General features: G+C 38.1%; 25 protein-coding genes and 1 pseudogene. 19 read left to right on the top strand and 7 right to left on the bottom strand.

The features are described from left to right. Positions 1–265: 265 nt before the first annotated feature. Positions 266–574 (top strand): hypothetical protein, encoded by a 309-nt coding sequence (locus tag ABXG98_RS17105; protein ID WP_353539914.1) that lies wholly within the window; start codon positions 266–268, stop codon positions 572–574. Positions 575–638: 64 nt separating this feature from the next. Here the strand turns inward: ABXG98_RS17105 and ABXG98_RS17100 are convergent, their stop codons facing one another. Continuing rightward, entirely contained in the window at positions 639–1,397 is a 759-nt protein-coding gene (locus ABXG98_RS17100; protein WP_353539913.1) for a Nif3-like dinuclear metal center hexameric protein, read from the bottom strand. A 263-nt stretch (positions 1,398–1,660) separates the two neighbouring features. Here ABXG98_RS17100 and ABXG98_RS17095 point away from each other — a divergent pair, with 263 nt between their 5' ends. The 4 genes and pseudogenes from ABXG98_RS17095 (at position 1,661) to ABXG98_RS17080 (ending at position 6,444) form a co-directional block, all read left to right on the top strand. Then, positions 1,661–2,263, top strand: a complete 603-nt coding sequence (locus ABXG98_RS17095) for an RNA polymerase sigma factor (protein ID WP_353539912.1) — start codon at positions 1,661–1,663, stop codon at positions 2,261–2,263. Further along, positions 2,260–3,441 (top strand): FecR family protein, encoded by a 1,182-nt coding sequence (locus tag ABXG98_RS17090; protein ID WP_353539911.1) that lies wholly within the window; start codon positions 2,260–2,262, stop codon positions 3,439–3,441. Before ABXG98_RS17095 ends, ABXG98_RS17090 begins: the two co-directional genes overlap by 4 nt. 9 nt (positions 3,442–3,450) lie before the next feature. Then, positions 3,451–3,795: pseudogene (locus tag ABXG98_RS17085) on the top strand (STN domain-containing protein); the annotation flags it as partial. 57 nt (positions 3,796–3,852) lie between these two features. Beyond that, on the top strand, positions 3,853–6,444 hold the full coding sequence (locus ABXG98_RS17080) for a TonB-dependent receptor plug domain-containing protein (protein ID WP_353539984.1): 2,592 nt from the start codon (positions 3,853–3,855) through the stop codon (positions 6,442–6,444). Between the two features lie 57 nt (positions 6,445–6,501). Here ABXG98_RS17080 and ABXG98_RS17075 read toward each other — a convergent pair whose 3' ends face one another. Continuing rightward, complete coding sequence (locus ABXG98_RS17075) at positions 6,502–7,275, bottom strand: class I SAM-dependent methyltransferase (RefSeq protein ID WP_353539910.1); 774 nt, start codon at positions 7,273–7,275, stop codon at positions 6,502–6,504. Between the two features lie 82 nt (positions 7,276–7,357). Here ABXG98_RS17075 and gloB point away from each other — a divergent pair, with 82 nt between their 5' ends. Both gloB and ABXG98_RS17065 read left to right on the top strand, forming a co-directional pair. Then, on the top strand, positions 7,358–8,182 hold the full coding sequence (gene gloB / locus ABXG98_RS17070; RefSeq protein ID WP_353539909.1) for a hydroxyacylglutathione hydrolase: 825 nt from the start codon (positions 7,358–7,360) through the stop codon (positions 8,180–8,182). A 77-nt stretch (positions 8,183–8,259) separates the two neighbouring features. After that, positions 8,260–9,906, top strand: a complete 1,647-nt coding sequence (locus ABXG98_RS17065) for a lytic transglycosylase (protein ID WP_353539908.1) — start codon at positions 8,260–8,262, stop codon at positions 9,904–9,906. Between the two features lie 51 nt (positions 9,907–9,957). Here ABXG98_RS17065 and ABXG98_RS17060 read toward each other — a convergent pair whose 3' ends face one another. Next, positions 9,958–10,446 (bottom strand): hypothetical protein, encoded by a 489-nt coding sequence (locus ABXG98_RS17060; protein ID WP_353539907.1) that lies wholly within the window; start codon positions 10,444–10,446, stop codon positions 9,958–9,960. 157 nt (positions 10,447–10,603) lie between these two features. Between ABXG98_RS17060 and ABXG98_RS17055 the strand changes: the two genes are divergently transcribed. From ABXG98_RS17055 to ttcA, 12 genes are all read left to right on the top strand, one after another. Further along, positions 10,604–11,272 (top strand): Crp/Fnr family transcriptional regulator, encoded by a 669-nt coding sequence (locus tag ABXG98_RS17055; protein ID WP_353539906.1) that lies wholly within the window; start codon positions 10,604–10,606, stop codon positions 11,270–11,272. A 357-nt stretch (positions 11,273–11,629) separates the two neighbouring features. Then, positions 11,630–13,054 carry a cytochrome-c oxidase, cbb3-type subunit I gene (gene ccoN, locus ABXG98_RS17050; protein WP_353539905.1) on the top strand — a complete coding sequence of 475 codons (1,425 nt, stop codon included), beginning with the start codon at positions 11,630–11,632 and terminating at the stop codon, positions 13,052–13,054. Positions 13,055–13,065: 11 nt separating this feature from the next. Continuing rightward, complete coding sequence (gene ccoO / locus ABXG98_RS17045; RefSeq protein WP_353539904.1) at positions 13,066–13,722, top strand: cytochrome-c oxidase, cbb3-type subunit II; 657 nt, start codon at positions 13,066–13,068, stop codon at positions 13,720–13,722. 4 nt (positions 13,723–13,726) lie between these two features. Further along, positions 13,727–13,930 carry a cbb3-type cytochrome oxidase subunit 3 gene (locus ABXG98_RS17040; protein ID WP_353539903.1) on the top strand — a complete coding sequence of 68 codons (204 nt, stop codon included), beginning with the start codon at positions 13,727–13,729 and terminating at the stop codon, positions 13,928–13,930. Further along, complete coding sequence (ccoP, locus tag ABXG98_RS17035; protein WP_353539902.1) at positions 13,923–14,963, top strand: cytochrome-c oxidase, cbb3-type subunit III; 1,041 nt, start codon at positions 13,923–13,925, stop codon at positions 14,961–14,963. Before ABXG98_RS17040 ends, ccoP begins: the two co-directional genes overlap by 8 nt. A 187-nt stretch (positions 14,964–15,150) precedes the next feature. Further along, entirely contained in the window at positions 15,151–15,657 is a 507-nt protein-coding gene (locus ABXG98_RS17030; RefSeq protein ID WP_353539901.1) for a FixH family protein, read from the top strand. 1 nt (position 15,658) lies between these two features. Next, entirely contained in the window at positions 15,659–18,118 is a 2,460-nt protein-coding gene (locus tag ABXG98_RS17025) for a heavy metal translocating P-type ATPase (protein ID WP_353539900.1), read from the top strand. A 48-nt stretch (positions 18,119–18,166) separates the two neighbouring features. Then, positions 18,167–18,379 (top strand): cbb3-type cytochrome oxidase assembly protein CcoS, encoded by a 213-nt coding sequence (gene ccoS / locus ABXG98_RS17020; RefSeq protein WP_353539899.1) that lies wholly within the window; start codon positions 18,167–18,169, stop codon positions 18,377–18,379. Next, positions 18,376–19,095 carry a sulfite exporter TauE/SafE family protein gene (locus tag ABXG98_RS17015; protein WP_353539898.1) on the top strand — a complete coding sequence of 240 codons (720 nt, stop codon included), beginning with the start codon at positions 18,376–18,378 and terminating at the stop codon, positions 19,093–19,095. The genes ccoS and ABXG98_RS17015 overlap by 4 nt, the downstream gene beginning before the upstream one ends. A gap of 78 nt (positions 19,096–19,173) precedes the next feature. Then, positions 19,174–19,893: a fumarate/nitrate reduction transcriptional regulator Fnr gene (gene fnr, locus ABXG98_RS17010; RefSeq protein WP_353539897.1), complete on the top strand. Its 720-nt coding sequence runs from the start codon at positions 19,174–19,176 to the stop codon at positions 19,891–19,893. A 158-nt stretch (positions 19,894–20,051) separates the two neighbouring features. Continuing rightward, a complete protein-coding gene (gene uspE / locus ABXG98_RS17005; RefSeq protein ID WP_353539896.1) occupies positions 20,052–20,990 on the top strand; it encodes a universal stress protein UspE in 939 nt (312 codons plus the stop codon). Positions 20,991–21,140: 150 nt separating this feature from the next. Continuing rightward, on the top strand, positions 21,141–22,034 hold the full coding sequence (gene ttcA, locus ABXG98_RS17000; protein ID WP_353539895.1) for a tRNA 2-thiocytidine(32) synthetase TtcA: 894 nt from the start codon (positions 21,141–21,143) through the stop codon (positions 22,032–22,034). A gap of 4 nt (positions 22,035–22,038) precedes the next feature. Here the strand turns inward: ttcA and ABXG98_RS16995 are convergent, their stop codons facing one another. From ABXG98_RS16995 to ABXG98_RS16980, 4 genes are all read right to left on the bottom strand, one after another. After that, a complete protein-coding gene (locus ABXG98_RS16995; RefSeq protein ID WP_353539894.1) occupies positions 22,039–22,971 on the bottom strand; it encodes a glucosaminidase domain-containing protein in 933 nt (310 codons plus the stop codon). A gap of 117 nt (positions 22,972–23,088) precedes the next feature. After that, a complete protein-coding gene (locus tag ABXG98_RS16990; protein ID WP_353539893.1) occupies positions 23,089–23,922 on the bottom strand; it encodes a hypothetical protein in 834 nt (277 codons plus the stop codon). Between the two features lie 87 nt (positions 23,923–24,009). Next, on the bottom strand, positions 24,010–24,669 hold the full coding sequence (locus ABXG98_RS16985; protein WP_353539892.1) for a LysE family translocator: 660 nt from the start codon (positions 24,667–24,669) through the stop codon (positions 24,010–24,012). A 9-nt stretch (positions 24,670–24,678) separates the two neighbouring features. After that, a complete protein-coding gene (locus ABXG98_RS16980) occupies positions 24,679–25,296 on the bottom strand; it encodes a DUF1415 domain-containing protein (RefSeq protein ID WP_353539891.1) in 618 nt (205 codons plus the stop codon). Between the last annotated feature and the right edge of the window lie 5 nt (positions 25,297–25,301).

Here is a 25,301-nt window from a genome sequence, read left to right as displayed (position 1 = left end):
AATACTGATTTGTAAGGAGTTAGTAAAGAATTGTAAAGCTATGTCCTATCAGTGAACTTCCTTTTAAAATCCTACTCTACCTGCGAGTAACAACAAAATCACCTCGTTATAAACGTTAACAATGAGTCATAACGTTAAGGGCTTTGTTCGACCTAAATTTATCTATTAAAATCAAGTTCACTAAAGGAACGCTAATGAAAAGTACCCCCTCTTTTTTCGCAACAGCACAAAGCCTAACGCTATTTGCTTAAGCTTAATTACATCTATGTGCTTTTATGGCTGTAATAGCGATGACTTTAGCTATATCAAGGTCTTTTTTGTCAGAAGTGATGAAATTATTGAAACTGCGGATCAATCGTTAACTGCGATATTTGCAACGCCTAGCAAGGTTGAGCTAATTAATAACACTTATAAATTATATGTTGTTGGCAAACTTGATAGTAGTGAGCTTATTCTAGCATCTACCGAAATAACGCTAAATGAAGACAGCCAAGACCAATTTATATTATTAGAGAAAGATTTTGGCTCAGCGAGCGGATACAAAATGACGTTTGCTAACCAAACTAGCGATTAAAAAACACTTAAAAAACAAGCCAACATTGAGCATAAATGTTGGCTTAAACAGCTATTAACCCTGACTAAACAGGGTTATCAATATCAACAAAAACAGTTTCTATACTAAAGTCTTTAGCAATTTGTTGACCTAAGGCTTTAACACCATAACGCTCGGTTGCATGATGACCGGCAGCAAAAAAGTGAATATCCATTTCATGTGCAATATGTGTGGTTTTTTCTGACACCTCTCCTGAAATAAACGCATCAATACCCTGCTCTGCTGCAAGTTCAATGTAGTCTTGACCACCACCAGTGCACCAAGCTACCGTTTTAATTGACTTATTCGACGGCGGCGCAATATGCAAACAGGTGCGCTGCAGTTGCTTATTAATAACATTGGCGAGTTCAACACCAGTATATGCTTTAGGCAATTGCCCTTGAATTGCAACGCTGAGTGGATTGCCTATTTCTAGTGGCCCAGTTACGTCAATGTTTAGCATATTTGCCAATTGTACATTGTTACCTAACCTAGGGTGAATATCTAATGGTAAGTGGTAGGCAAACAAATTAATATCATGCTCAAGCAAAGCTTTAATGCGTTTATGCTTCATACCTCGAATGACATATGATTCATTTTTCCAAAAATAGCCGTGATGAACGATTATCGCATCCGCTTTTTCTTCTATCGCTTTGTCAATTAATGCTTGTGATGCAGTGACCCCTGTCAGTATTTTAGTTATTTCCTCACAACCTTGGATTTGCAAGCCATTTGGCGCATAGTCTTTAATTTGAGCTGGTTGTAATAGGTTATCTAAATAGTGTTCCAATTCAATACGATTCATTTGTGATAAAAACCTTAGAAGTTAATATAATTATGATACGTGATTATTCACTTGTTTACATGAGATTTCTAATATAACGTTAATAAAAGCAGGTAGCCAATTGCCAATGAAGTAATTGAAACTAGTAGTTTTTGGCTAATCAAACGTCTTATATAGTGAACGCTAAATTTTTATGGGATATTACAATCTAAAATAGTATTAAGATTGTGTGTTTTTTTGCAGGGTTTAAGTTCCCCTAAAATTAAAACCTTACGGATGTTATTGTGAATTTAAAAAATAAGCCAACTCAAAATAATAATAAAGAAAGCTCTGTTGAAAATATTTTAACTGTATTTAAACGTTACAGAACTTCGTTAAAATATTTTATTTCAGGTTATGTCATTAATCCTCAAGATGTCGATGATGTTTGCCAAGAAACGTTCTTAAGGACATATAAATCTTCTATTGAAAAGGAAGTACAAAAGCCTAAGTCATTTATGTTTAGGGTTGCCAAAAATTTAATTGTTTCAGATTTGAGACGAGCTTCCACACAATTAAATGAGTATGTTGAGGATATTGATGTTGTCGACTCAACAATTGAGCTTGATAATTTGGAAAATAACGCCTTAGCACAAGAAAAAATAGGTATTATGTGTGAAGCTATAGCGGGTTTACCCAACAAATGCCGACAAGCAGTAGTGATGCGCAAAGTATACGGGCTTACCACTAAAGATATCGCTAAACGAATGAATATAAGCACCATTACTGTTAGCAACTATATAACCCGGGGAATGTGCGCTTACCACGATGCCGTTACACAATACAATAATGAAAACACTCATGTCGACAAAAAAAATGCATCCTTTAAAAAAGAGGGGGCATTATGAATAGTAATGTAAAAGGTTTTACCAATAAAACTATTATTAACCAAGAAGCGGCCCAATGGCTTGTGCTACTTGAAGATACGCCAAAGCTTTCTAATAAACAAATAAAAGAGCTAAATGCATGGGTAGCAACGAGTGACATTCATCGTGAATGCCTTAAGTCTATGGCTAGTTCATGGCAAGAGATGGATTTACTGTCTGCAGTGATGCTTCCTCAAGAAATGCAACAATCATCATGGGTGTCAGTAATACTGAGTAAGCTACTAACACCGGTTACTGCCCCTGTTCATTTTATCACTGCACTTATTAGACAAAGTAAACTTACTTATTTACCCGCAGCTGCTACCTCATTATTATTATGTGTATTGATTGCCGGAGGCGTGTTTATTTCACAACCGCTAAATGAAAGCCCTGGGGTTCTATTTTCTACTGATATGGGAGAGCACTTAAGTCAAACTATGTCAGACGGCTCGATTTTGTGGTTAAACTCAAACACCAAGATTCAAGTAAACTATAGCAACTCTTTTCGTCGTATAAAGCTGCTTAAAGGGGAAGCCCACTTTGAAGTTGCAAAAGATGCGGCTCGCCCGTTTGAGGTTTATGCTGATGATAGGCTTGTTAGAGCTATTGGCACAGCATTTTCAGTACATAAACTAAAAAATAGTATTGAAGTACTGGTCACAGAAGGAACAGTTGAATTAGCAATTATTGATAATAGTTTACTGGTTATTCCCGATGATTATGGCGCCATTAAAATTTCTGATAGCTCGGTAATAACTCAACAGCTAGAGAACAAAGTTGATGCTAAGGTTCATTCTACCAATGTGAGGAAGAAGTTAGGTAAATTGACCGCAGGGCAACGCACTGTCATCCCTGTTGAAGATGAAGAGCTAAGCGATGTTATTGAAGTTGATACCAGTGAAGTAACTCGCTTTCTGTCATGGAAAGAAGGTAAATTAGTGTTTGCTGGCGAGTCATTAGAAGAAGTTGTTCAAGAGGTTACTCGTCATACGCAAATAAAAATTGATGTTATCGACCCTCAACTAAAATCTATGCGAATTGGCGGACAATTTCAAGTAGGCGAAACCGATACCTTATTTTATGTATTAGAGTCTGGCTTTGGTATTAGCGTAAAAAAACTGAATGACCATCATGTTCAATTACGTGTTAAAGAAAATTAAATTCCGCATATGAATAGTAGATTTTCATTTCTCATACGTCTTATTAAAAGACAGGTTAATAAGTCACTTATAGTTATTATTTTTTTGAGTCTTTTTTTGCTATCACCTAGTTTGACAGCAAAAGAAATTTCTAAGATAAACAGAGAATATGAATTCAATATTCCCGTTCAATCATTAGGTAAATCTCTCAATAAAATATCCGATATCGCTAAGATATCATTTCTATTCCCTTATGACCTTGTCGAAAATAAAACAGGAAACTCGGTTCAGGGTAAGTATAGTGTTCAACAAGCGCTAACTATGTTGTTGCAAAACACCAACCTTGTAGGAGAACTTTCTGCTAAAAGAGCTTTTTTAATAAAGCCTTTAACAACTAATAACAATTACAATGTCAAATTAGGGAAAGATCAAATGAAATCTCAAAAAACACTCCTTGCAACTATATTTACATTGCTTTTTTCTTCAACGGGTAGTGCAGAAGAAGCCGTAAATAATGTAAATAAAACAGAAGAAGTAGAAAGAATAGAAGTCACTGGCTCACATATAAAACGTGTTGATATGGAAGGCCCATCACCCTTAACTAGTTTATCTCAAGATGATATTCAAAAATCGGGTGTTACTGACCTTATTAGCCTTTTTACAAAACTTCCAATTTCTGGTCAAGGGACATTTTCCACTCAAGCTAATAGCAGTGATGACACGGCCAATGGTGGCTCTTCAGTGTCTATTCGCGGTTTGGGTGCTGACTCAACACTAATTTTAATAAATGGCCGTCGTGTCTCAGTATCCCCTTTTGCTAAAGGTATTGATACTGCTTTTGTTGATATTAACAACATTCCGCTTTCTGCAATAAAACGCGTAGATATCCTAAAAGATGGCGCATCTGCTACTTATGGCTCTGACGCTGTTGCCGGTGTAATTAATATTGTCTTACGTGACGATGTTGAAGGAGCCGAAATATCAGCTAAAGTTGGCTCTACCGCTGATGGCGGTGGTGAAGAACAAAGTGTAAACTTGGTTTTTGGTAACAACACAGATAACTCAAGTCATACGTTTGTTTTAGAATACTTTAATCGTGATGAAGTACTTTATGCAGACAGAGACTACTCGGCAACAGCCAACCAACTTGCTCGCACTGGCGATCCAGACGCAACAGATTTTAGAAGCTCTGCCGGTATACCTGGCACTATCGCCTTAGCAGACAATGCATCAAATCGTTTAATTGATATGTATGGTTTTGACACGTGCCCAGAAGCTGATCGAGATTTTGCTAATAATCTTTGTCGTTACGACTATGCCCCTCCTATGACCATGATACCAGCAGCAGAACGGTTTAGCTGGAACTATATGGGTAAATATGAAATCAATGATGACTTAAGAGCTTTTGCTGAACTAAACGGTCAAAACTCTAAATCTACCGTGCGCGGTGCAGGTAGCCCAAGCTTTAACGAATTATTTATGAGTGGTGACAACCCCAATCATCCCTTTGCCGACATGCCACAACATGAGTTTTATGGTCAAGACTTAACCATGCGCCGTAGAACCGTTGATATAGGAAACCGTGAAAAACGTGTTGACTCGACTTACCATCGTGCAGTATTGGGCTTACAAGGTGAACTTAAAGACTGGAGTTGGGAAGCGGCTTATAGTTACATAAAAAGTAGCTCTATTGAACGTGGTGTAGATGGGTTCCCAAATTCTCGTCGCACGCAAGAAGCAATTGACAGCGGTTTATGGAACCCATTTGAACCGTCTTTTAACTCTCAAGAAGCTCTAGATTTTATTGAAACTACGACCACGCGTTTTGGTAAGTCAACAATGAAGTCGTTTGATTTTAAAGCGTCAGCCCCTATTCTAGAAATGAAGCATGGTGATATGTTTTTAGCCCTAGGTTGGGAGTATCGTGAAGAAACCATTAGTGACAACCCTGATGATCAATTTTTACGTGGTGAGGTATTTGGAACTGAAGCAACACAAGCCAATGGCGATCGTGACAACGTGGCAATATTTGGTGAATTAGCCATTCCTTTTCTTGAAAACCTAGAAGTTCAAATAGCGGTACGCCATGAAGAATATAGTGATTTTGGTACCACAACGGACCCTAAAATTTCATTTTTATGGGCTCCATCAGAAGATTTGAGCATACGTGGTTCATACGGAACAGCATTTAGAGCACCTTCGCTTCACCAACTCGGTTTAGGCCGTACTGATGAATCACCAAACCTAATTGATTTACCTAGATGTAATGCAATTGGCAATCAAGACAGAGCTTGTGAGCCACAAGAATATACAGCAATATTTGAAGGTAACCCTGATTTAGGGCCAGAAGAATCAAAAAGTTACAACTTCGGCGTAATCTATAATGTTACAGATGATTTAAACTTTACACTTGATTATTATAACTATGACATCACCGATATTATTGACTCTGATACACAAAACTTAGTGAATACTTTAGGTTTGGATCCTACTGTGGTTGAGCGTCGCCCAACTGCAATCGCTAATGATCCAGGTGAAATTGTTTTCATTTATGATGGATATCAAAATATCGGTGATTTACAAACTTCTGGTATTGATTTTGATTTACGTTACCGATTAGCAACTGATTCAGGTGAGTTCAAGTTTGGCTATGTGCTTAACTATGTATTAAACTTTGAAGATTATAAAAACACCAAAGAAGGTGGTTTTGAACAACCTCAAATGCGTTGGACTGCATCTGTTGATTGGATATTAGATGATGTCAGCGCTGTTGCTGCAATCAACTTTGTCGATTCTTTTGAACAGGAAGCATCACTTAACTTAAACAAAGATGTGGACTCTATGACCACACTTGATCTTTCTGTTAACTACTTTGGCTTCGAAGATTTAGTACTTACCGTAGGCGCTACCAACTTAACTAACGAAGAGCCGCCATTTGCTTACCATGACTTTATGGGCTTTGCGGTAAACGTACATAGTGGTCAAGGTCGTTTTGCTTACGCACAAGCTAAATATAAGTTCTAATAGGTTTAAGCTCATTTAAACCAACTCAAAAAAGCCGCAGATTGCGGCTTTTTTTGTTTATTGTTTATTGCTTGAATGTGCATTCATGCTTGGCACTTTCACCGGATTAAAATTAGCTCTTATCTTCCACTTAGGCTTTATGGGTGTTAACGGTAAAACTCTTTTCTTAGCAATTATGATGTAAACTGATCCTAAACTGGTGAGGTACTTACTCGCAAATGATCTTAAATAGTTGGTGATACCACCTTCATTTATTTTGCCGACTAAACCACTGTGCAAACAACGCTCATCAGCAAGAATTTCATAGCCCATTAAATGTAACCAATCTTTAACACGCATAGGTGAAAAGAAATGCTCATTCCAAGGTGGATGATTTCGTCTATAAGGTACAAGTTTATTTAGTCCGGCGAGAGACAGAGGGTTAAAGCCCGTGATAATTAAATATCCATTAGGGATAATCACTCTATTTGCTTCACGAATAACATGGTGAGGATCTAACGAAAACTCTAAAGCATGACTTAATAAACAAACATCAACACTATGTTCAAGTAATGGTAAATCATCCAATTCACCAATAATGCTAGCATGGCAATCACTGTGCCCACCGGTAATAGCACGGTTAACGTAACAACTTACCTGATGTTTTATCGGGCTTTCAATACATGAAACTTCATGACTTAACGCCCCTATTTTCAATAAATGATAACCAAAAAATTTTTGCCACCAAGGTTGTAAGGCTTGCTCAATAGTGGTCAAAATAGCTTGACCATTAGGCAAGTCTTGCCATGACTTTGGATAATGCGGTTGTCTAAAGGCTAAAGCAGGTTTCATAGTTTAGGGTATATTGCCTGATGCTTTCATTAATAAACTCAGTATAATTAACTCATAATCTTAAGCAAGTTGGAACTTACAAATGCATTCAATTAAAACAACTCCATGGGCGGTTAATGTTCAGTCAATCAAGGCATTTTCAGACAATTATATCTGGGCACTTACTTCCAAAGAATCTCAGGCATTAGCGTTAGTTGACCCAGGTGATGCAGATAGTTGTATTGCGTTTATTGAGAAAAACCAACTGGTGCTAACAGCTATCCTGATCACCCATCATCATGCTGATCATACTGGCGGTATCAATCAATTACGTCATTATTGCCAAAAAAAACAATGGCCTTTAACCGTATATGGACCTGCCAATGAGCTTATACCACACTGTGATGTAAAGTTAGATGAAAGTCATACCGTACATTTATCAGCGCTTAACATTGAACTAGAGGTGATTGATTTACCCGGACATACTGCTGGACACATTGCCTATTTTACCAGGTGCAATACTCAGCCAATACTATTTTGTGGAGATACCTTGTTTTCTGGTGGCTGTGGCCGGCTGTTTGAAGGAACTGCCAAGCAAATGCTAGCATCATTAACTAAGTTAACCCACTTGCCTGATGATACCCAAGTGTATTGCGCCCATGAATATACCCAAGCCAACCTAAAGTTTGCCCTAACTGTCGATCCCAAAAATCAAGCGCTAATTGATTATAACAACCAAGTAAATCAGCTGCGTGCTAACAACCAAGCCACCATTCCAACCACCATTGAAACTGAAAAGCAAATAAACCCTTTTTTACGAAGTGAGGAGTTATCAGTACAAGCGAGCGCCATTGCATTTAAAGCCAGTACTAAAACCAACAGCCTTGATGTTTTTACCACAATTAGAAGCTGGAAAGACCAATTTTAACGTGTTAATCTTGGTTGTTATTGCCTTAAAAAATGCAATTACCCTTATATTTCCTTTTACATTATCATTGGTTATTCATGAAATACTTTTTATTCCCTGCTTTAATTATGTTGAGTGGTTGTCAAAGCACAATACTTTCTCAAAATAATGCTGTTGAAGCTGAAAACACTTACATTACACCCGATTTTATCGCTTCTTCAGCCGATATAAATCAAGCCTTGCTGGCAGATGAAAATATTGATGTTATTCACCCAGTAGATGACGTTAACTTTTCATTAAAAAATAAAGCCCTAACCACCAGTAATGATGTATGGCAACGTATTCGTGGCCAATTAACCTTTAATATTCCTGAAAACAACCGTTTGAAAGTTCAGCGAGATTGGTACATTAAACACCCCAGTTACCTTGATAGGGTTGCTAAACGCGCTGAGCCTTTTATGTATTATATTGTTGAAGAGCTCGAAAAAAACAATGTTCCTATCGAGCTTGCGCTATTACCCATAGTTGAAAGTGCTTTTGACCCTTTCGCCTATTCTCACGGTAGAGCTTCTGGTATGTGGCAGTTTGTACCCAGCACCGGAAAACGCTTTGGCATGAAACAAAACTGGTGGTATGACGGTCGCCGTGACGTAATCGCATCAACAGCAGGCGCGATAGCTTACATGAAATATTTACATAAATTCTTTGATGGCGATTGGTTACTTGCTTTAGCTGCCTATAACTCAGGTGAAGGTCGCGTGAGAAGAGCCGTTAGAAAAAACAAAAAACTGGGGAAAAACACTGATTTTTGGTCGTTAGATTTACCTAGAGAAACTAGAGCCTATGTCCCTAAACTTCTGGCATTAGCTGATATTATTAAGCGACCTGAGCAATTTAATTTAAGTCTTTATGAAATAGCCAATGAAGAAGTTATTAGCCAAGTAAACATAAAATCACAATTAGATTTAGCAAAAGCTGCAAGTTTAGCTGAACTATCTTTGGCTCAATTGCAACGGTTAAACCCGGGCTTTAACCGTTGGTCGACCGATCCTAAGGGGCCACACCGACTGGTGTTACCTAAACATAAAGTTAAACATTTTGAACAAAGTCTAGCAAAACTTGATAAAAATGACCGTTTAGCTTGGCAACGTTACAAAATTAAAAGCGGTGATAACTTAGGTTTTATTGCCAATAAATTTCATACCAGTATTGATTTAATTAGCCAAGTCAACGGTATTAAAAATAATCAAATCAGAGCAGGAAAGCATTTACTCATCCCTGTAGCGGCAAAATCGCTTGATAACTACATTCTCTCTCAAGATCAACGAATAGCAAAAAAACAGGCTAGACCGCAAAAAGGCGTTAAATTAACCCATACGGTTGTAGCAGGTGACAACCTTTGGGATATTGGCAGACATTACAAAGTTAACAGCAAGAATATTGCAAAATGGAATGGCTTTGCCCCACGCGACACTCTAAAATTAGGGCAAAAGCTAGTCATTTGGCAAAAGCCTGCATCATCAAACAAAAGAGCTAACACCGCAAGAGCCAGCGCTAACATCGAGCAAGCAGTAATGCGCAATATTACCTATAAAGTTCGTCGTGGTGATTCTTTCGCCCGAATTGCCAGTAAATTTAATGTCCGCATTAGTGATATTGAGCAATGGAATAGCTTAAAGCGCAGTGAATATTTGCAACCTGGGCAAAAATTGAAACTATCGGTTGATGTAACTAATAATATTTAATCTATGCCCAATAGCATTAGTCAAACAGCAGCGATTAAGTCGCTGCTAGTACTATAAACGCTGACTATCAAAATCGATAAAAAACTGCTGCTGTTCAACTTGTCCGTTCTTCACTATTTCGACCTGTACCCAAAGGCGCCAAGTCATTATTTCTTCACTGCAACTAGCAAGTAGTGAGTGAGCAATCCAATGGTTTTCAACTGTTTTTTTTTGTTCGAAAAATATAGGTATTTTACCCATAAACATATCAACTCCTTCAAGGTAACTAGAGATACGCTTTATTTGAACACTTGCTTCGCTTGGCACAAAACTCAATGCAATACTAAAAGGTAATTCTGTTTTTATTCTTCCATGATCAACTTGTCCTGAAAAATGAAGAGTAAAATCACCATAAACGAAGCTGAGTTCACATTCATTTTGGCTTGATAAGCAAATAAAACTCGGTGGTTCATCCAAATTCTTTTTAATGTGTGCTTGTTCAACTGGCTCGCAAGCACAGATCAACAGCGCACATAGTAGTACCACAGTAAATTTAATCATTATAAATTTCTCCGTTCAAGCAATTGTTATTATCGCCTGACTCCCTTAAACTAATTAGCCTGAATATAAGTATGTTAACAAGTAAGTGATAATTGTGCCTAGTCAAAGTAAATCAAAAATAGACAAAAATAATTATGTGAATTGTGGTGATTGCTCCATGAATTCAGTTTGTCAGCCTGTGACAGCCTTAAATCAATCAATTGATTTAGCTGACAGTTATTTACACCGCAGAATTGTTGCAAAGAACAGTGAAGTACTCTTTCAACAATCAACCCCCCTAACGGATATGTATGCTGTAAGCTCAGGTATCTTTAAACTTTGTCAGCAAAATGATGGCGATGATGAAAATATTATTGGTTTACGCTTTCCTGGCGAGCTTATTGGAGAAGATGCACTCTATTTGAAAACCTACAATTATACTGCTGTTGCCATTGGTGACAGCTCGGTCTGTAAAGTATCCATTGAGCAAATGAGTGCTTGTGGTAAATTAGTGCCGGTTATTCAACAAAATTTTATTGAATTACTCAGTCGACAAAGCCATGTCAGACAACGTAACTTTCAAGCTTATATTGGTAAAAAATCAGCTGATAGTTTATTAGCGGCATTTTTATTAAATATTATCGAAAGAAACGCTAGTTATACCGGTAGTGACGACTCAATTCACTTGCCGCTAAGTCGAAATGAGGTCGCAAACTTTTTAGGCTTAAGGCGTGAAACATTAAGTCGAGTTTTCTCAAAATTTCAAAAAGAGCAATTGATTCAAGTTGATGGCAAAAAAATTCAGCTTATTGAAATAGATAAACTTACCAAGTTGGCTGATTTCTAATAAATAGTCTATCTTGTTAAGTGATAATAAACGATTGGTTTTTATTCGTTTTTTTCTTCGACAATGTACGACTAAAGTCTCAAAAAAAGTAGTTATATCCACAAGGCTATTATGGTTAAGTGAGGGAAACATTGATCCATGTCAAATATAAATAGTAACCACGGTTGATTTATATCATGCTCAAAGGGTAAAATTACCTTGTATATGACACCTTTAGCCCTACTTTTGTGACATATATCAACACTAGTAAAGAAACACACGAAAATAGTTTTGTTGTCGTTTATTTTTTCTACTAAAAATAGAATTATCGTTAACAAAAACTGCTTTTATTCATAACAACACTGCGGAATTCATAACATGACCATAAGTAATACGTCAGCAGTAGACTACAACTTCAACGTTGTCCGTCAATTTACTGTAATGACTGTAATCTGGGGTATCGTTGGTACATTTGTAGGTGTACTTATCGCGGCTCAATTAATTTGGCCTGCATTAAACTTCGATACACCATGGTTAACCTACTCTCGTCTTCGTCCATTACATACCAATGCGGTAATTTTTGCCTTTGGTACGAGTGCGTTATTTGCTACTTCTTATTATGTAGTACAACGTACCTGTCAAACTCGATTGTTCGGTGGCAAATTAGCCGCCTTTACCTTTTGGGGCTGGCAAGCGGTTATTTTGTCTGCCGCCATATCGTTACCTTTGGGTTATACTTCATCAAAAGAATATGCTGAGCTTGAATGGCCTATTGATATTCTAATTGCTGTTGTTTGGGTTTCCTATGCCATAGTCTTTTTTGGTACGCTCATCAAACGCAAAACCTCACACATTTATGTGGCAAACTGGTTCTTCGGTGGTTTCATTGTTACCGTAGCCGTACTTCATATTGGAAACTCTATGGTAGTGCCTGTTTCAATGATGAAGTCATACTCTATCTATCCTGGCGCTATTGATGCCATGATGCAGTGGTGGTACGGTCATAATGCCGTTGGTTTTTTATTAACCGCTGGTTTCTTAGGTATGATGTACTACTTTGTCCCTAAGCAGGCTGAACGTCCCGTATACTCATACCGCTTATCGATAGTTCATTTTTGGGCATTAGTTTCTTTGTACATTTGGGCTGGTCCGCATCACTTACATTACACCGCTTTACCTGATTGGGCTCAATCAGTAGGTATGGTAATGTCTGTGGTTTTATTCCTGCCATCTTGGGGAGGCATGATCAATGGTATTATGACGCTTTCTGGCGCTTGGCATAAACTTCGTCATGATCCTATTTTACGTTTCTTAATCGTGTCTTTATCTTTCTACGGTATGTCTACCTTCGAAGGACCTATGATGGCAATTAAATCTGTTAATGCGTTATCACATTACACTGACTGGACTGTCGGTCATGTGCATTCAGGTGCATTAGGTTGGGTTGCTATGGTATCAATCGGTGCCTTATACCATTTGATTCCTGTTTTATTCAATCAAGGTCGTATGTACAGTATACGGTTAATCAATATTCATTTTTGGATACATACCACAGGTATTGTGCTTTATATCGTTGCTATGTGGATTTCAGGTGTAATGCAAGGTTTGATGTGGCGTGCGGTGAATACCGACGGTACCTTAACCTATAGCTTTGTTGAAAGTTTGACCGCCTCTTACCCATTCTACTTTATACGATTTGTTGGTGGTGTTTTAGTAGTAACAGGTTTTGTACTCATGGCTTATAACATGTTTAAAACCATCGGCGCTAAAGACGGAAGTCTTAAAGCTGTTGAACAAGCTTAAGGAGATTAAACATGCAAAACAATTCTCAAAATAAACATGAAAGTGTTGAAAAAAATGTAGGTTTATTCTTTCTATTTACCATTTTCGCTATCAGCATTGGTGGCTTAGTAGAAATTACCCCGTTGTTTTTTCAAAAAGAAACAACGACACCGGTTGATAACTTAAAACCTTATACCGCATTACAAATGGAAGGCCGTGATATCTACATTCGTGAAGGGTGTAGCAACTGTCATAGCCAAATGATCCGTCCATTTAGAGCTGAAACTGAACGCTATGGTCACTACAGTGTTGCTGGTGAACATGTCTGGGAGCATCCGTTCTTATGGGGCTCAAAACGTACAGGCCCTGATCTAGCACGTGTTGGTGGTCGTTATAGCGATGATTGGCATATCGCCCATTTGATCGATCCTCGTTCTGTTGTGCCTGAATCAAACATGCCTTCATTTAAGTGGCTTAGCGAGACTAAGCTTGACGGTGAGCTGACAGCCAAAAAACTTGAAACCTTTAACTGGTTAACCCGTAATCGCAGCCACAAAGATGAGAATGGCAATGCTATTCCACTCTACTCGCAGGCTGAAATCGACGGTGCAGCTGACGCAGTGAGGGGTAAAACTGAAATGGATGCCATGGTTGCATATTTGCAGTCACTTGGTCATGCCTTGAAGTAAACTGATGGATTACGGAACACTTAGAGGGTTATTCGCCCTCCTAATATTGGCGTTATTTATTATTATCGTGGTTTGGTCCTATTCAAAAAAACGCAAAGCATCATTTGATGATATTGCAAATTCTATTTTTGAAGAAGATGAACTAAAGCAAAAAAATAAATCGCGCCATCATGATACAGATAGCAAACAGGAGACTAATAATGTCTAGCTTCTGGAATATATGGGTTTGGGTTCTTACCCTAGGCACCTTAGTAGGTATGTACTTATTACTGCGTTGGTGCTTAAAGAACTTTGCAGGTGTTGAAGAAGGTGAGTCAATGGGTCACACCTTTGATGGCATTGAAGAGTTAAACAATCCACTACCTAAGTGGTGGAGCACATTTTTCTTATTAACTATTATTTGGGCTTTTGGTTATATTGTTCTATACGGTTTAGGAAACTGGACAGGGGTATTAGGTTGGAAAAGCTCGAATCAAGGCATTCTAAATATTGCTGAGTCTAAAGCTAAAACAGCCCAATATTTGGCCAGTGATTCAGGGGTGTTAGTTCAGTATGATCGTGAAGTAGCACATGCTGAAGAAAGATACGGTCCCATTTTTGAAGCCTACGCTGCTCGTAGTATTGAAGATTTAGCAAGTGCTAAAAATGTTGAAATTGACTTTGATACCAAAGGGGAATTAACCGCTCAACAAAGTGATTTGTTACAAGCAAAAGAAGCCCTTAAAGTTGGCCAGCGTTTATTTATACAAAACTGTGCACAATGTCATGGCTCAGATGCTCATGGTACAACGGGTTTCCCAAATCTTGCTGACAAAGATTGGCTTTTTGGTGGCACACCTGAAGCGATCAAAGAAACCATCATGAATGGTCGTATAGCGGCAGGTATGATGGCTTGGTCTGGTGCCTTGGGCGGTGAAGCTGGAGTTAAAGAAGTTGCAGCCTATGTGATTAGCTTAAGTGGCCGCTCTGTTAATGCCGAGCTTGCCAAAGCAGGAAAAGCCAAATTCGGTCTTTGTGCCGGTTGCCACGGCCCTGATGGTCAAGGGAGCTTAGCGCTTGGTTTGCCTATGGGAGCTCCAAATTTGTCTGATAATATTTGGTTGTATGGTGGTTCACAGCGTGCTATTGAAGCATCTATCCGCAATGGCCGTGCTGGCGTTATGCCACCATGGAAAGATATTCTAGGTGAAGAGAAAGTGCATGTCATCAGCGCGTATGTTTACTCGCTTTCTCTCGACTGATAGTTTAAAAGACCTCGTTATTGATAATCAATCTGATATTCTTTAACAGAAGAAACACAACCCTAGCTAACACCTTGTTAACTAGGGTTTTTTATTATAAAAAACCCATAAAGAAAACTAGCTCAAAATACATAAAAACGCTATAATATCTGTCAATTTGATTCAATCGAATAATGATTTAAACCTTATGAAAACATCTTGGTATCGTGAGCCTTGGGCTTGGTTAGTTTTTATTCTGCCCTTTACTGCGGTTGTGGCAGGAATAACCACTTATATTATCGCTAATACTGATGCAGATACTCTAGTGGTCGGTGATTACTATAAAACAGGTAAAGCGATTAATTTACAAGTAGCTAAAGTGAAACAAGCGCAAAAGTTAGGTATGCGCTTTGCGTTAAAGTTTTCAAACAATGAACTTGTCATTAAGCCAACAGGCATTGAAAAGGTATTTCCGTTACTTAATGTGAGCTTTTTCCACCCTACACTCGCCGAGAAAGACTTTTATTTAGCCTTAACCCCCGATGGTAATGGTTATTTTAGACAAGTTTTTGATAAAACTATTACTGGAAAATGGAAAATAACGTTAACACCTTTTGACAACAATTCCACCGATAGTTGGAAAATTCAAGAGACCATTTACTTACCTCAATCTGATTTTATCGACATAATTCCTGATCCAACAAAAGCACAGTAATATGTCGAATACCTGTTTTCATTGTGATCAGCCTATACCTCAAGGCATCAACCTTACGGTTACTATCAATCATAAAAAACAAGCTATGTGCTGCATTGGCTGTCAAGCAGTTGCACAAACCATTGTTGATAATAACCTAACACAATATTATTTATATAGAACTGAACCAGCGCAAAAGGGTTTAGAGCTAGTTCCTGAGCAGTTAACAACCCAACTAAAGAAAAATAAATTACTTGACCAAGCTGCGCTTCAAAGTGAATTTATTTACCAAGATCATGGAGTTAAAGAAGCAATATTAACCGTTGATGGTATCAGCTGTGCCGCCTGTGCTTGGTTAATTGAAATGCAACTAACTAAATTAACCGGGCTTGTTTCAATCAGTGTTAATGCGACCACCCAGCGCGCAACGGTAAAATGGCAAGATGACGTCATAAAGTTGAGTGCCATTCTCAACGCTATCGAGCAAATTGGCTATCAAGCGCTGCCTTTTAAAGCCAATGAAATAGAACAGCGAAATAAAGTAATGGGAAAGGTGTTTATTAAACGATTAGGTATCAGTGGCATTTTAATGATGCAAATTATGATGATAGCTATTGGTTTATATTTTGGCGCATTTTCTGGTATGGCAGAGCATAATAAGTACTACTTGCGCTGGGTTAGCTTTATTTTAGCAATTCCTATCGTATCTTACGGCGCTTACCCCTTTTATGTAGGGGCAATCAACACCTTAAAAATAAAACGTTTGTCTATGGATGTTCCGGTATCTATCGCTATTATTTTAGCTTTTAGTGCAAGCGCATGGGCTACCGTGACCGCACAAGGTGAAGTATATTTTGAGTCTGTTTCAATGTTTACTTTTCTGTTACTCATTGGCAAGTTTTTAGAGTTTAGAGCACGATCTCATGCTGCTCAAGTTTCCGCCAACTTATTGAAACTGATGCCAATGACAGCAACAAAAATAGCACGAGTGAACGACACTCAATCTAAAATCAACAACGAAGCATCAAAAGAACTATTAGTTGCAGCCAAACAATTAGTCGCAGGTGATTTAGTGCTAATTAAGCCAGGTGAGGTGATACCAGCTGATGGTTTAATTATCAGCGGTAGTAGCCAAATTAATGAAGCAATGCTCACTGGCGAGCAAACTCCGGTAAATAAAGCCACTGATGATACAGTATTCGCTGGCACTATTAATAGTGATGGTAATCTAACCGTGCAAGTAACGCAGCCTAGCAACCAATCATTTTTAAGCCAATTGATCCGCTTAAGTGAACAATCACAAGCGCATAAACCTAAACTAGCCCAGTTTTCAGATACGGTTGCGCAATTTTTTGTTGCTATAATTTTAGTAACCGCGATAGCCACTGCTATTTATTGGCAGCAACACTTACCTGAAGAAGCTTTTTGGATAACCTTATCGGTATTAGTTGCCACCTGCCCTTGCGCACTATCTTTAGCCACCCCTACGGCATTAACGTGTGCAACAACACGATTAAATAATGAAGGCATTATGATTAAATCGGCACATGTAATGGAAACAATGCCAAACATCGAGTGTTATGCTTTTGATAAGACAGGTACATTAACTACGGGAGAGTTTACCCTCGCCAAAGTTGATATAATTAACCATGCTGAGCATATAAATAGTTATTCCACAGCACAAGTTTTAGCTATCGCCGCCGCATTAGAATCCTACTCCGAGCACCCTCTAGCTAAGCCTTTTGCTCAGTATCGTGATTTTAGTTTACCCATCAACACGGTAAAAGTTTTGTCTGGCAGAGGCGTTATTGGCACAGTCAATGGTCAATGCTATAAAATCGGTAAAGCAAGTTGGCTATTAAACGCTAAAGCGCAAGTAAAACAGCCTGAGTATCTAAATGCATCTTGTTTATTAGTGGCCGAAGATAAAATCATAGCAGCCTTTTATCTGGTTGATAAAATACGTTCTGACGGGCACTCCCTCCTTGAGCAATTAAATAAAAGTCACCGCACGATAATGCTCTCAGGTGATAATCAATATGCCTGTGAAAAATTAGCAAAACAGTTATCAATACCTCAGTGTTATGCTAATTTAAGTGCCAAAGATAAAATGACCGTGTTACAGCAACAACAAAGTGAACAAGGGGCCACCGTTGCCATGGTTGGCGACGGTGTTAATGACTCGCCAGTATTCGGTGCTGCCCACGTCTCTATTGCTATGGGTTGTGGAACTGATATTGCAAAAAGCGGCGCTGACGTTATTTTATTAAATAATAAACTGAGTAGTATACTTACCTTAGCGAACATAGCAGCTAAAACCAAGCGCATCATTTTTCAAAATTACCTGTGGGCGTTCGGTTATAATGCTATTGTGCTACCTTTAGCTGTGAGTGGTTTTATTACCCCATATTTAGCTGTTATAGGTATGTCTGCGAGTTCTATTTTAGTTATTACCAATTCACTGCGCTTACTGAAAAAGTAACGCTAACCTTTACAGCGTCTGCTGGGGTTTATTGTAAGAGTCAAAGTAATGAGCATTATTTATATTTTAATTCCAATCGCGGTGTTATTAACAGCCCTTGGGGTCTATCTGTTTTTTTGGGCGGTGAAAACTGAGCAGTTTGATGATCTAGAAAAGCAAGGGATGAGTATTCTATTTGACGAAAAAGAACAAGGTGACACTGAACAAACAACGAATAAAGCGATTAGACATAACTCTGAGGATGAAAATCCAAGCAAATGAATATCGATATATTCTCCGCTTTTCTAATTGGTCTGGTTGGCTCAGGACATTGTATTGTTATGTGTGGTGGGATTACGACTATGCTAACTTCTGCCCTACCTACAACGATTAAAGACCCACAGCAAATTCCAGTAAACAATCAAAAAATTAGCTCCAAAAAAGTTAATAAAACCGCGTTGATTTTTTGCTATAATTTTGGACGTATAGCTTCATATAGCCTTATTGGCGCTATTGTTGGTTTTACTGGCTCAATTGCCGCCAAAAATATTGGTATACCATTAGCTGGGTTAAGAATGTTTTCTGCCTTATTTCTTATATTGCTTGGCTTATATTTAGGTCAGTGGCTAATGTGGCTTAATCATGTAGAAGCGCTAGGTAAAAAACTGTGGCAAAAAATTTCACCGTTAGCAACAAAAGCCATACCTGTAGACTCCCCAACAAAAGCATTAACTTTAGGGGCAATATGGGGTTGGTTACCCTGTGGGTTAGTCTATTCTACATTAACATGGGCTTTAGCTAGCGCTGATATCGTCACAGGTGCAGGTATTATGCTCTTTTTTGGTTTAGGCACCCTACCTGCACTATTAACCTTATCCATCGGCTTCAATAGCATAAAAAACAACCTAGTCAAGCCGGCTTTTAGAAAAACAATGGCTTTAGTGCTTATTCCTTTAGGTATTTATAGTTTTATTGTTGCATATCAACAAATGTTTTAATACCATAGTCAAATACATGAAATAAGAGTAACTACTTTAAAAGTTACAACAGCTATTTCTTCAAAAGATGAGTCTCGCATGCCTAATAAGAGTTGCCCTGGCACACAGCACATTAGTTGCCAAAATTGTAGTATCAGTGAGCTTTGCTTACCTTTTACGCTAAATGAACAAGAGCTAACTACCCTTGATGATATTATTGATCGGAAGCGCCCTATTCATAAAGGCGATAAACTTTTTACTGATGGTCAGGAAATGCATGCATTGTTTGCCATTCGTTCCGGTACTTTTAAAACCTTTACGGTCAATGAACAAGGTGAAGAACAAATCACAGGCTTTCATTTAGCCGGTGATTTACTTGGGTTTGATGCCATTGCAGATACAGAGCACAAAAGCTTTGCTCAAGCGCTTGAAACGTCAATGGTCTGTGAAATACCCTATGACAATTTAGATACCTTATCTAACACTATGCCAAAACTTAAAAAGCAGGTGTTACGTTTAATGAGTAATGAAATACGTACTGATCAAGAAATGCTAACATTGCTCAACCGAAAAAATGCTGAGCAACGAGTTGCTACTTTCTTAGTGAGCTTAAGCGAACGCTATCACGCCCGCGGTCTTTCTCCTGCCGAGTTTCGCTTAACTATGACACGCAGTGATATTGGTAATTATATTGGCCTAACAGTTGAAACTATCAGCCGATTATTGAACCGCTTTCACAAAAACGGCTTAATTAACGTTGATGGCAAGCTAATCAGTATTTTAGATATTGATCAATTAACTGATTGCGCTGAATTATAATTCTCCTCCTTATAGCTGATATCGATACACCTCGATATCAGCGTATCTAAAGCCTACCTAACCCATAGAAAATTGATTTAAAACAAGCATTAATTCCCAACCTTTGCTATAAATTAACTAGAGTATAGTTTTATAAACAAATAACAATGGGATTTATCATGGAAACTTATCAAAATATATTGGTTGTTATCGATCCAACAACGGATGAACAAAAAGCGTTAAAAAGAGCAATAGATCTAGCGACCAGCATCAAAGCTACTGACAGACAAGTTAAAGTAAGCGCCTTTTTGAGTATTTTTGATTTTTCTTACGAAATGACCACTATTTTATCCAGTGATGAACGCGATGTTATGCGCCAATCTGTCATTAAAGATAAAGAACTTTGGTTACAAAACATCATTGATGAGTTAAAGCCAACAATTGAGATTAATTGCCAAGTAGTTTGGCATAACCGTCCTTTTGAAGCCATTATAGAGCGTGTAATTAAGGATGATTATGATCTTGTCATCAAAGGCACTCACCAACACGATAAATTAAAATCTGTGGTTTTTACTCCCACAGATTGGCATATCCTACGTAAATGTCCTTGTCCGGTATTACTAGTAAAAGAGCATGAATGGCCAAATAATGGAAATATTCTTGCTGCACTTAATGTTGGCAGTGACGAGGAAGAGCATCACTCGTTAAATATAAAAATAACTAAAGAGGCCAAACAGCTAGCTGGGCTTATTCAAGCCAATGTGCATTTAGTGAATTCTTTTCCTGGCACCCCAGTCAATATTGCCATTGAAATTCCTGAGTTTAACGCTAACGAATATAATGACACTATGCATAAACATCATGAGCAGGCGATGATTTCACATGCTAACCAATTTGATATTAGCGTCGCTAACACCCATGTTGAAGAAGGCCTTCCTGAAACAGTAATAGAGCAAGTCGCTAACAAAATTGATGCAGAGCTTGTTATTTTGGGTACAGTGGGTAGAACAGGGTTTTCAGCGGCTCTCATTGGCAATACTGCTGAACATGTTATTGATCAACTCAATTGTGACGTACTTGCCCTTAAACCCGACGGTTATACTTCACCCTTGCAATAGCACGACGGCGAATATTGAGATCACGAACAACGGTAAGCTTAATAGTTAAACTTACCGTTTTTCTTTTGTTCTGAAAAACCTTATAGCGTTAAAAATGCAAAAGCCCTATAATGCGCGGCAAATTAAACGCCACTGAGTTGAACAAAAATCATGTCAGTAACTGAAATACCCAATCAATCTCTAGATATAATCAAACTTGAAAAAAAACTAAGACGCAATGTAGGTAAAGCTATTTTTGACTACAATATGATTGAAGAATCAGATGTGGTAATGGTAACCATCAGTGGTGGCAAAGATTCATTTACCATGTTGGATATTTTATTAAAATTGCAAAAAGCAGCACCGATTAATTTCAAAATTATTGCGGTAAATTTGGATCAAAAACAACCTGGTTTTCCAGAAGAGGTTCTGCCTCACTACCTTGAGTCGCTAAGTATCCCATATTATATCGTCGACAAAGATACTTACTCAGTGGTAAAAGAAAAAATATCTGAAGGAAAAACCACCTGTGGTCTTTGCTCTAGATTACGCAGAGGCACATTGTATTCATTTGCCGAGAGTATTGGCGCTACAAAAATAGCACTTGGTCACCACATGGATGACATTGTCGAAACCATGTTTCTTAATATGTTTTATGGTGCGAAGCTTAAAGCGATGCCACCAAAACTAAGATCAGATGATGGCAGAAACATTATCATTAGGCCGCTTGCCTACTGTAGAGAACAAGATATTATTGAATTTGCCAGCGCTCAAGAATATCCAATTATCCCATGTAACTTATGTGGCTCACAAGAAAACCTACAACGACAAAATGTTAAAGCCATGCTCAGCGAATGGGAGCAGAAAGTCCCCGGACGTGTGGAAAATATTTTTAAATCACTTAAAAACATCAGCCTGAGCCAACTCGCAGATACCAACCTTTTTGATTTTTCCAACTTAACAATTGATAGAACTGAAGAAAGAGCAGCCTATGAGTTTTCTGGTGAAACGGTTTCCTCAACCAATATCGATGAATCGCTTTTTATTGATGTGACTAACGTTTAATCAGCTATTCAGCAACAATTATTGGTTGTCTATCATTATTCTCTGTTAAGTATTGCCGGTTATGTCTTAGCATATTAGTGATTTCAATAACATAATCGGCTCCTCGCTCAGAGTAAGGTAACAAACCTGTTGCAAGTATTTCAGCGCTTAATTCGTGTCCCTGTTCACGTAATTCAGCGCGGATTGTCCGAAAAACACGATAGGCTTTATTAGAGTTAATATTGTATAAGTAGTGAGCAACTGCGTCGTCTAAACTCTTAAAAGCCGCAACTTCATGTTTATCACCCTCAGTGCGACCATTTGGTACCATGCCGCAACCTGGGGTATAACACCAAATGCCAAAGAAGTTTAAACCTATACGCGAAAAGCGTGAAGTGCCCCACGCTGACTCGTTAGCCGCTTGTACTAACACCAAAGGCATAGGCACAATATCAACACGTAACAGTAATTCATGTAATTGTACTAAGACTGAAGCGTGTTTTTTCACTTTATACTTGCTCGTTAATTGCGCTAACGCTTGTTGCTCTTGCTTAGTTAAAGTGTGCTTTTGATTTATTTTATCTAGCCATTGAAGGAGTTTAGCTCGTTGTGCAAGTAGATGCTGATTCTGCTTATTTACCGCAGGCTTCATATAGTTAAAAAAGTGCTTCTTTTTTTGCTTGGTATCAGAAATGGCAGCAAAATCAGGCAAAGTCATTTGATGCAAAGGGTTTTCCGGCAGTTTTTTAACTACTGGTTTGCTTTTAGTCCTAGGTGCCATAGTTGCCAGTGGTTTTACTTTTAGCGCAATTTCTTTTCCCAATGGTTCTAGCGGAGTTGTTGATGGTAATTCAACGGTTGTAGCTACTATGTCTTCTTTTAAGAAAGTAAATGGCGCTATCATAGCCAACGTGACAACTAACGAAAGAACCAGCTTGATCAATTGTGTGCTTTTCATAAAAAATCCCATATCAAGCTATACAGGCTTTGACTATAGCGGCTTATGTTAATGTGACGTAAACTATTGCGATTAAAGCAAAGTATCAGAGTTAATTTCACTGATTGTAAATTCATTTTACGCGGAAAATGTATCATCAGAATCAGTATTATCTTGTACTGAATTATCAGTAGTTGCACTTGAAGTGTTATCAACACCACCATTAGTGGCTAAACTCACCCCAAAAATCTCACGATATACTATGCCTTTTACATTGTAAAACAAGGGTGCAAGAAAAGAGCAGCCAAACAAAAAGATCATAATTCCTAAGGGTGCAAAGCTTGATTCTAGCAATAATGCTAGCGGTAAAATCAACACCAGCAATGATAAAAGTAAAATAAAATATAACACCAACAGAGACAAGAATTTAAAACGTAAGGTTTGTATTGACAACACAATCGCTTTCATTGGCGTCATTTTCTTTTCAATCACCAATGGAATGGTCAAAGATAAGGTCACCGCAAGAAAAATGCCGGGTAAAATAAAAAGTTGAAAACCTAAACTAATTAATATGGATGTCAACAGCGCACATAACACCACCCAACTTGCTCGCTTTAAGAACCCAAAGGTCATTTTAGGGGCTGTTTTCAAGCCCACAGCATTTAGAACCCCCATCATTTCAACACCAGCAATAAATGGCCAAACGGCAATGGTAACCACGACATTGAGTAACATACTCGCTTCTGGATCAGCTAATACCGACTCAATCCCACCTAAGTAGTTACTGACCAATAACGAAACTAAAATGCCCAGTATTAACGAAAACAACAAACCTAAATTGATTGCAAGGCGAGACTTTAGCGTTTGTTGCCAAGATTCAGTTAAAATGGCCTTAACATTGATTTGGTATTCACCCTTAAGTGCACTTTCAATGTTACCGCCTACCTGTACGATAGTTATTTTTTCTGACAAACTAATAATCCTTCTAAACTTTAGCGAGAGCCTAGCACATAAAACCGGTATTATACCCGAATTGCATCTGAAATGTTTACAACGCAATCATGTGTTTAAATCGCTTAATATAAGCTGCACTGCAAGTAATAACAAAATAACACCCATCCCCCGATCAAGCAGATAACCTCTAATTTGTAAAAAATAGCGAATTTTAGGGTGGGTGAGTAAATAAGAAAGGAACACAAACCAAGCAGCGGTCGCTAGTGTCATATATAAACCATAACTCAACTTTATGGCAAAAGGCGTGTCTGGTGCGATAATAACTGAAAATAAACTAACAAAAAACAAGGTTGCTTTAACATTTAAACCATTTATCAAAAAACCAGTAAAAAATGCTTTTTTAATCGATGGATAATCCCCGTTTTGTTCACTCGTTTCGTCACCGCTAGATTGCTGTTCTTGCTGGCTTGGCTCAGTTTTTTTTGCTCTTAAACTGTGCCAAGCTATATAACAAAAGTAACTCGCCGCAATATATTTAAGCCCGGTAAATAAACGCTCGTCACTGGCAATTAGCAACCCTATTCCAACCAGCGAGTAAGTAACGTGCAATAAAATACCGGTAGCAATGCCAAAACTTGTATAAACTGCTATTTTACGATCATAACGAATACTTTGTTTTAAAATAATCGCAAAATCTGGCCCAGGGCTAGCAACGGCTAATAAATGGACAACTGCGATAAGAAAAAACTGCTCTAAATAAGACATAAAAAACTTCTATTTGTGGTCGACTGAATGAGGCAAAATGCCCTGTTGTTGAATTCGAGCTAATACTTCCTGAAAAAAAATAGCGCCTTTCTCATGAGCTAAAGCAATGTTATTTTCTGGAATTTTCTCCGGTTTAGAATATACAGATAACACTCTCGCCATACTGGCTTCGCGAATTATATGAATAATAGGAAATGGCGAACGATTAGTAAAATTACTGGCATCATCAAAGTCTTCATCGGCAAAACAGTACTCAGGATGCATACTTGCTAGCTGAAATATACCTTCGAAGCCCGAGTCTACTAACAACTCATTACCATAATCAACCAAGTCTAAATACCGCTCAAAACTGCGAAAACCACTGTTGTAGATGATCAGGGTAGTTTCTAATTCATCATGCGCTTGTAAATAGCGACATTGCTCAATTAACTCATGCAAAGCAGCTTTTACTTGCTCTGTCTCAGTTTCGTGGTAGCAGATGGTATTATTTACAAACTCCTTCTTAGCAAAAGGACAAAAATTAAGATCGATGACAATTTCTTGCAACCATTGTTTGGTGGCTAACACCGCATGACTTTCAAGATTACCATCGCCTTTTTTACTGGCTTTAGTATTAATAGTATTCATCTATA

Origin of the sequence: Colwellia sp. KU-HH00111 (assembly GCF_040362745.1) — a bacterium.
In the GTDB taxonomy this organism is placed as follows: Bacteria; Pseudomonadota; Gammaproteobacteria; order Enterobacterales; family Alteromonadaceae; genus Colwellia.
This window is presented reverse-complemented; position numbering and strand designations above follow the sequence as displayed.

Coding starts and splice junctions, on each gene's coding strand:
- ABXG98_RS17090 (WP_353539911.1), top strand. CDS start 2,260: ATGAATAGTAATGTAAAAGGTTTTACCAATAAAACTATTATTAACCAA.
- uspE (WP_353539896.1), top strand. CDS start 20,052: ATGGAAACTTATCAAAATATATTGGTTGTTATCGATCCAACAACGGAT.
- ABXG98_RS16995 (WP_353539894.1), bottom strand. CDS start 22,971: ATGAAAAGCACACAATTGATCAAGCTGGTTCTTTCGTTAGTTGTCACG.
- fnr (WP_353539897.1), top strand. CDS start 19,174: ATGCCTAATAAGAGTTGCCCTGGCACACAGCACATTAGTTGCCAAAAT.
- ABXG98_RS17080 (WP_353539984.1), top strand. CDS start 3,853: ATGAAATCTCAAAAAACACTCCTTGCAACTATATTTACATTGCTTTTT.
- ccoP (WP_353539902.1), top strand. CDS start 13,923: ATGTCTAGCTTCTGGAATATATGGGTTTGGGTTCTTACCCTAGGCACC.
- ABXG98_RS17100 (WP_353539913.1), bottom strand. CDS start 1,397: ATGAATCGTATTGAATTGGAACACTATTTAGATAACCTATTACAACCA.
- ABXG98_RS17055 (WP_353539906.1), top strand. CDS start 10,604: ATGAATTCAGTTTGTCAGCCTGTGACAGCCTTAAATCAATCAATTGAT.
- ABXG98_RS17030 (WP_353539901.1), top strand. CDS start 15,151: ATGAAAACATCTTGGTATCGTGAGCCTTGGGCTTGGTTAGTTTTTATT.
- ABXG98_RS17075 (WP_353539910.1), bottom strand. CDS start 7,275: ATGAAACCTGCTTTAGCCTTTAGACAACCGCATTATCCAAAGTCATGG.
- ABXG98_RS17105 (WP_353539914.1), top strand. CDS start 266: ATGTGCTTTTATGGCTGTAATAGCGATGACTTTAGCTATATCAAGGTC.
- ABXG98_RS16980 (WP_353539891.1), bottom strand. CDS start 25,296: ATGAATACTATTAATACTAAAGCCAGTAAAAAAGGCGATGGTAATCTT.
- ABXG98_RS17015 (WP_353539898.1), top strand. CDS start 18,376: ATGAATATCGATATATTCTCCGCTTTTCTAATTGGTCTGGTTGGCTCA.
- ABXG98_RS17025 (WP_353539900.1), top strand. CDS start 15,659: ATGTCGAATACCTGTTTTCATTGTGATCAGCCTATACCTCAAGGCATC.
- ccoS (WP_353539899.1), top strand. CDS start 18,167: ATGAGCATTATTTATATTTTAATTCCAATCGCGGTGTTATTAACAGCC.
- ABXG98_RS17060 (WP_353539907.1), bottom strand. CDS start 10,446: ATGATTAAATTTACTGTGGTACTACTATGTGCGCTGTTGATCTGTGCT.
- ttcA (WP_353539895.1), top strand. CDS start 21,141: ATGTCAGTAACTGAAATACCCAATCAATCTCTAGATATAATCAAACTT.
- ccoN (WP_353539905.1), top strand. CDS start 11,630: ATGACCATAAGTAATACGTCAGCAGTAGACTACAACTTCAACGTTGTC.
- ABXG98_RS17065 (WP_353539908.1), top strand. CDS start 8,260: ATGAAATACTTTTTATTCCCTGCTTTAATTATGTTGAGTGGTTGTCAA.
- ABXG98_RS17040 (WP_353539903.1), top strand. CDS start 13,727: ATGGATTACGGAACACTTAGAGGGTTATTCGCCCTCCTAATATTGGCG.
- ABXG98_RS16985 (WP_353539892.1), bottom strand. CDS start 24,669: ATGTCTTATTTAGAGCAGTTTTTTCTTATCGCAGTTGTCCATTTATTA.
- ccoO (WP_353539904.1), top strand. CDS start 13,066: ATGCAAAACAATTCTCAAAATAAACATGAAAGTGTTGAAAAAAATGTA.
- gloB (WP_353539909.1), top strand. CDS start 7,358: ATGCATTCAATTAAAACAACTCCATGGGCGGTTAATGTTCAGTCAATC.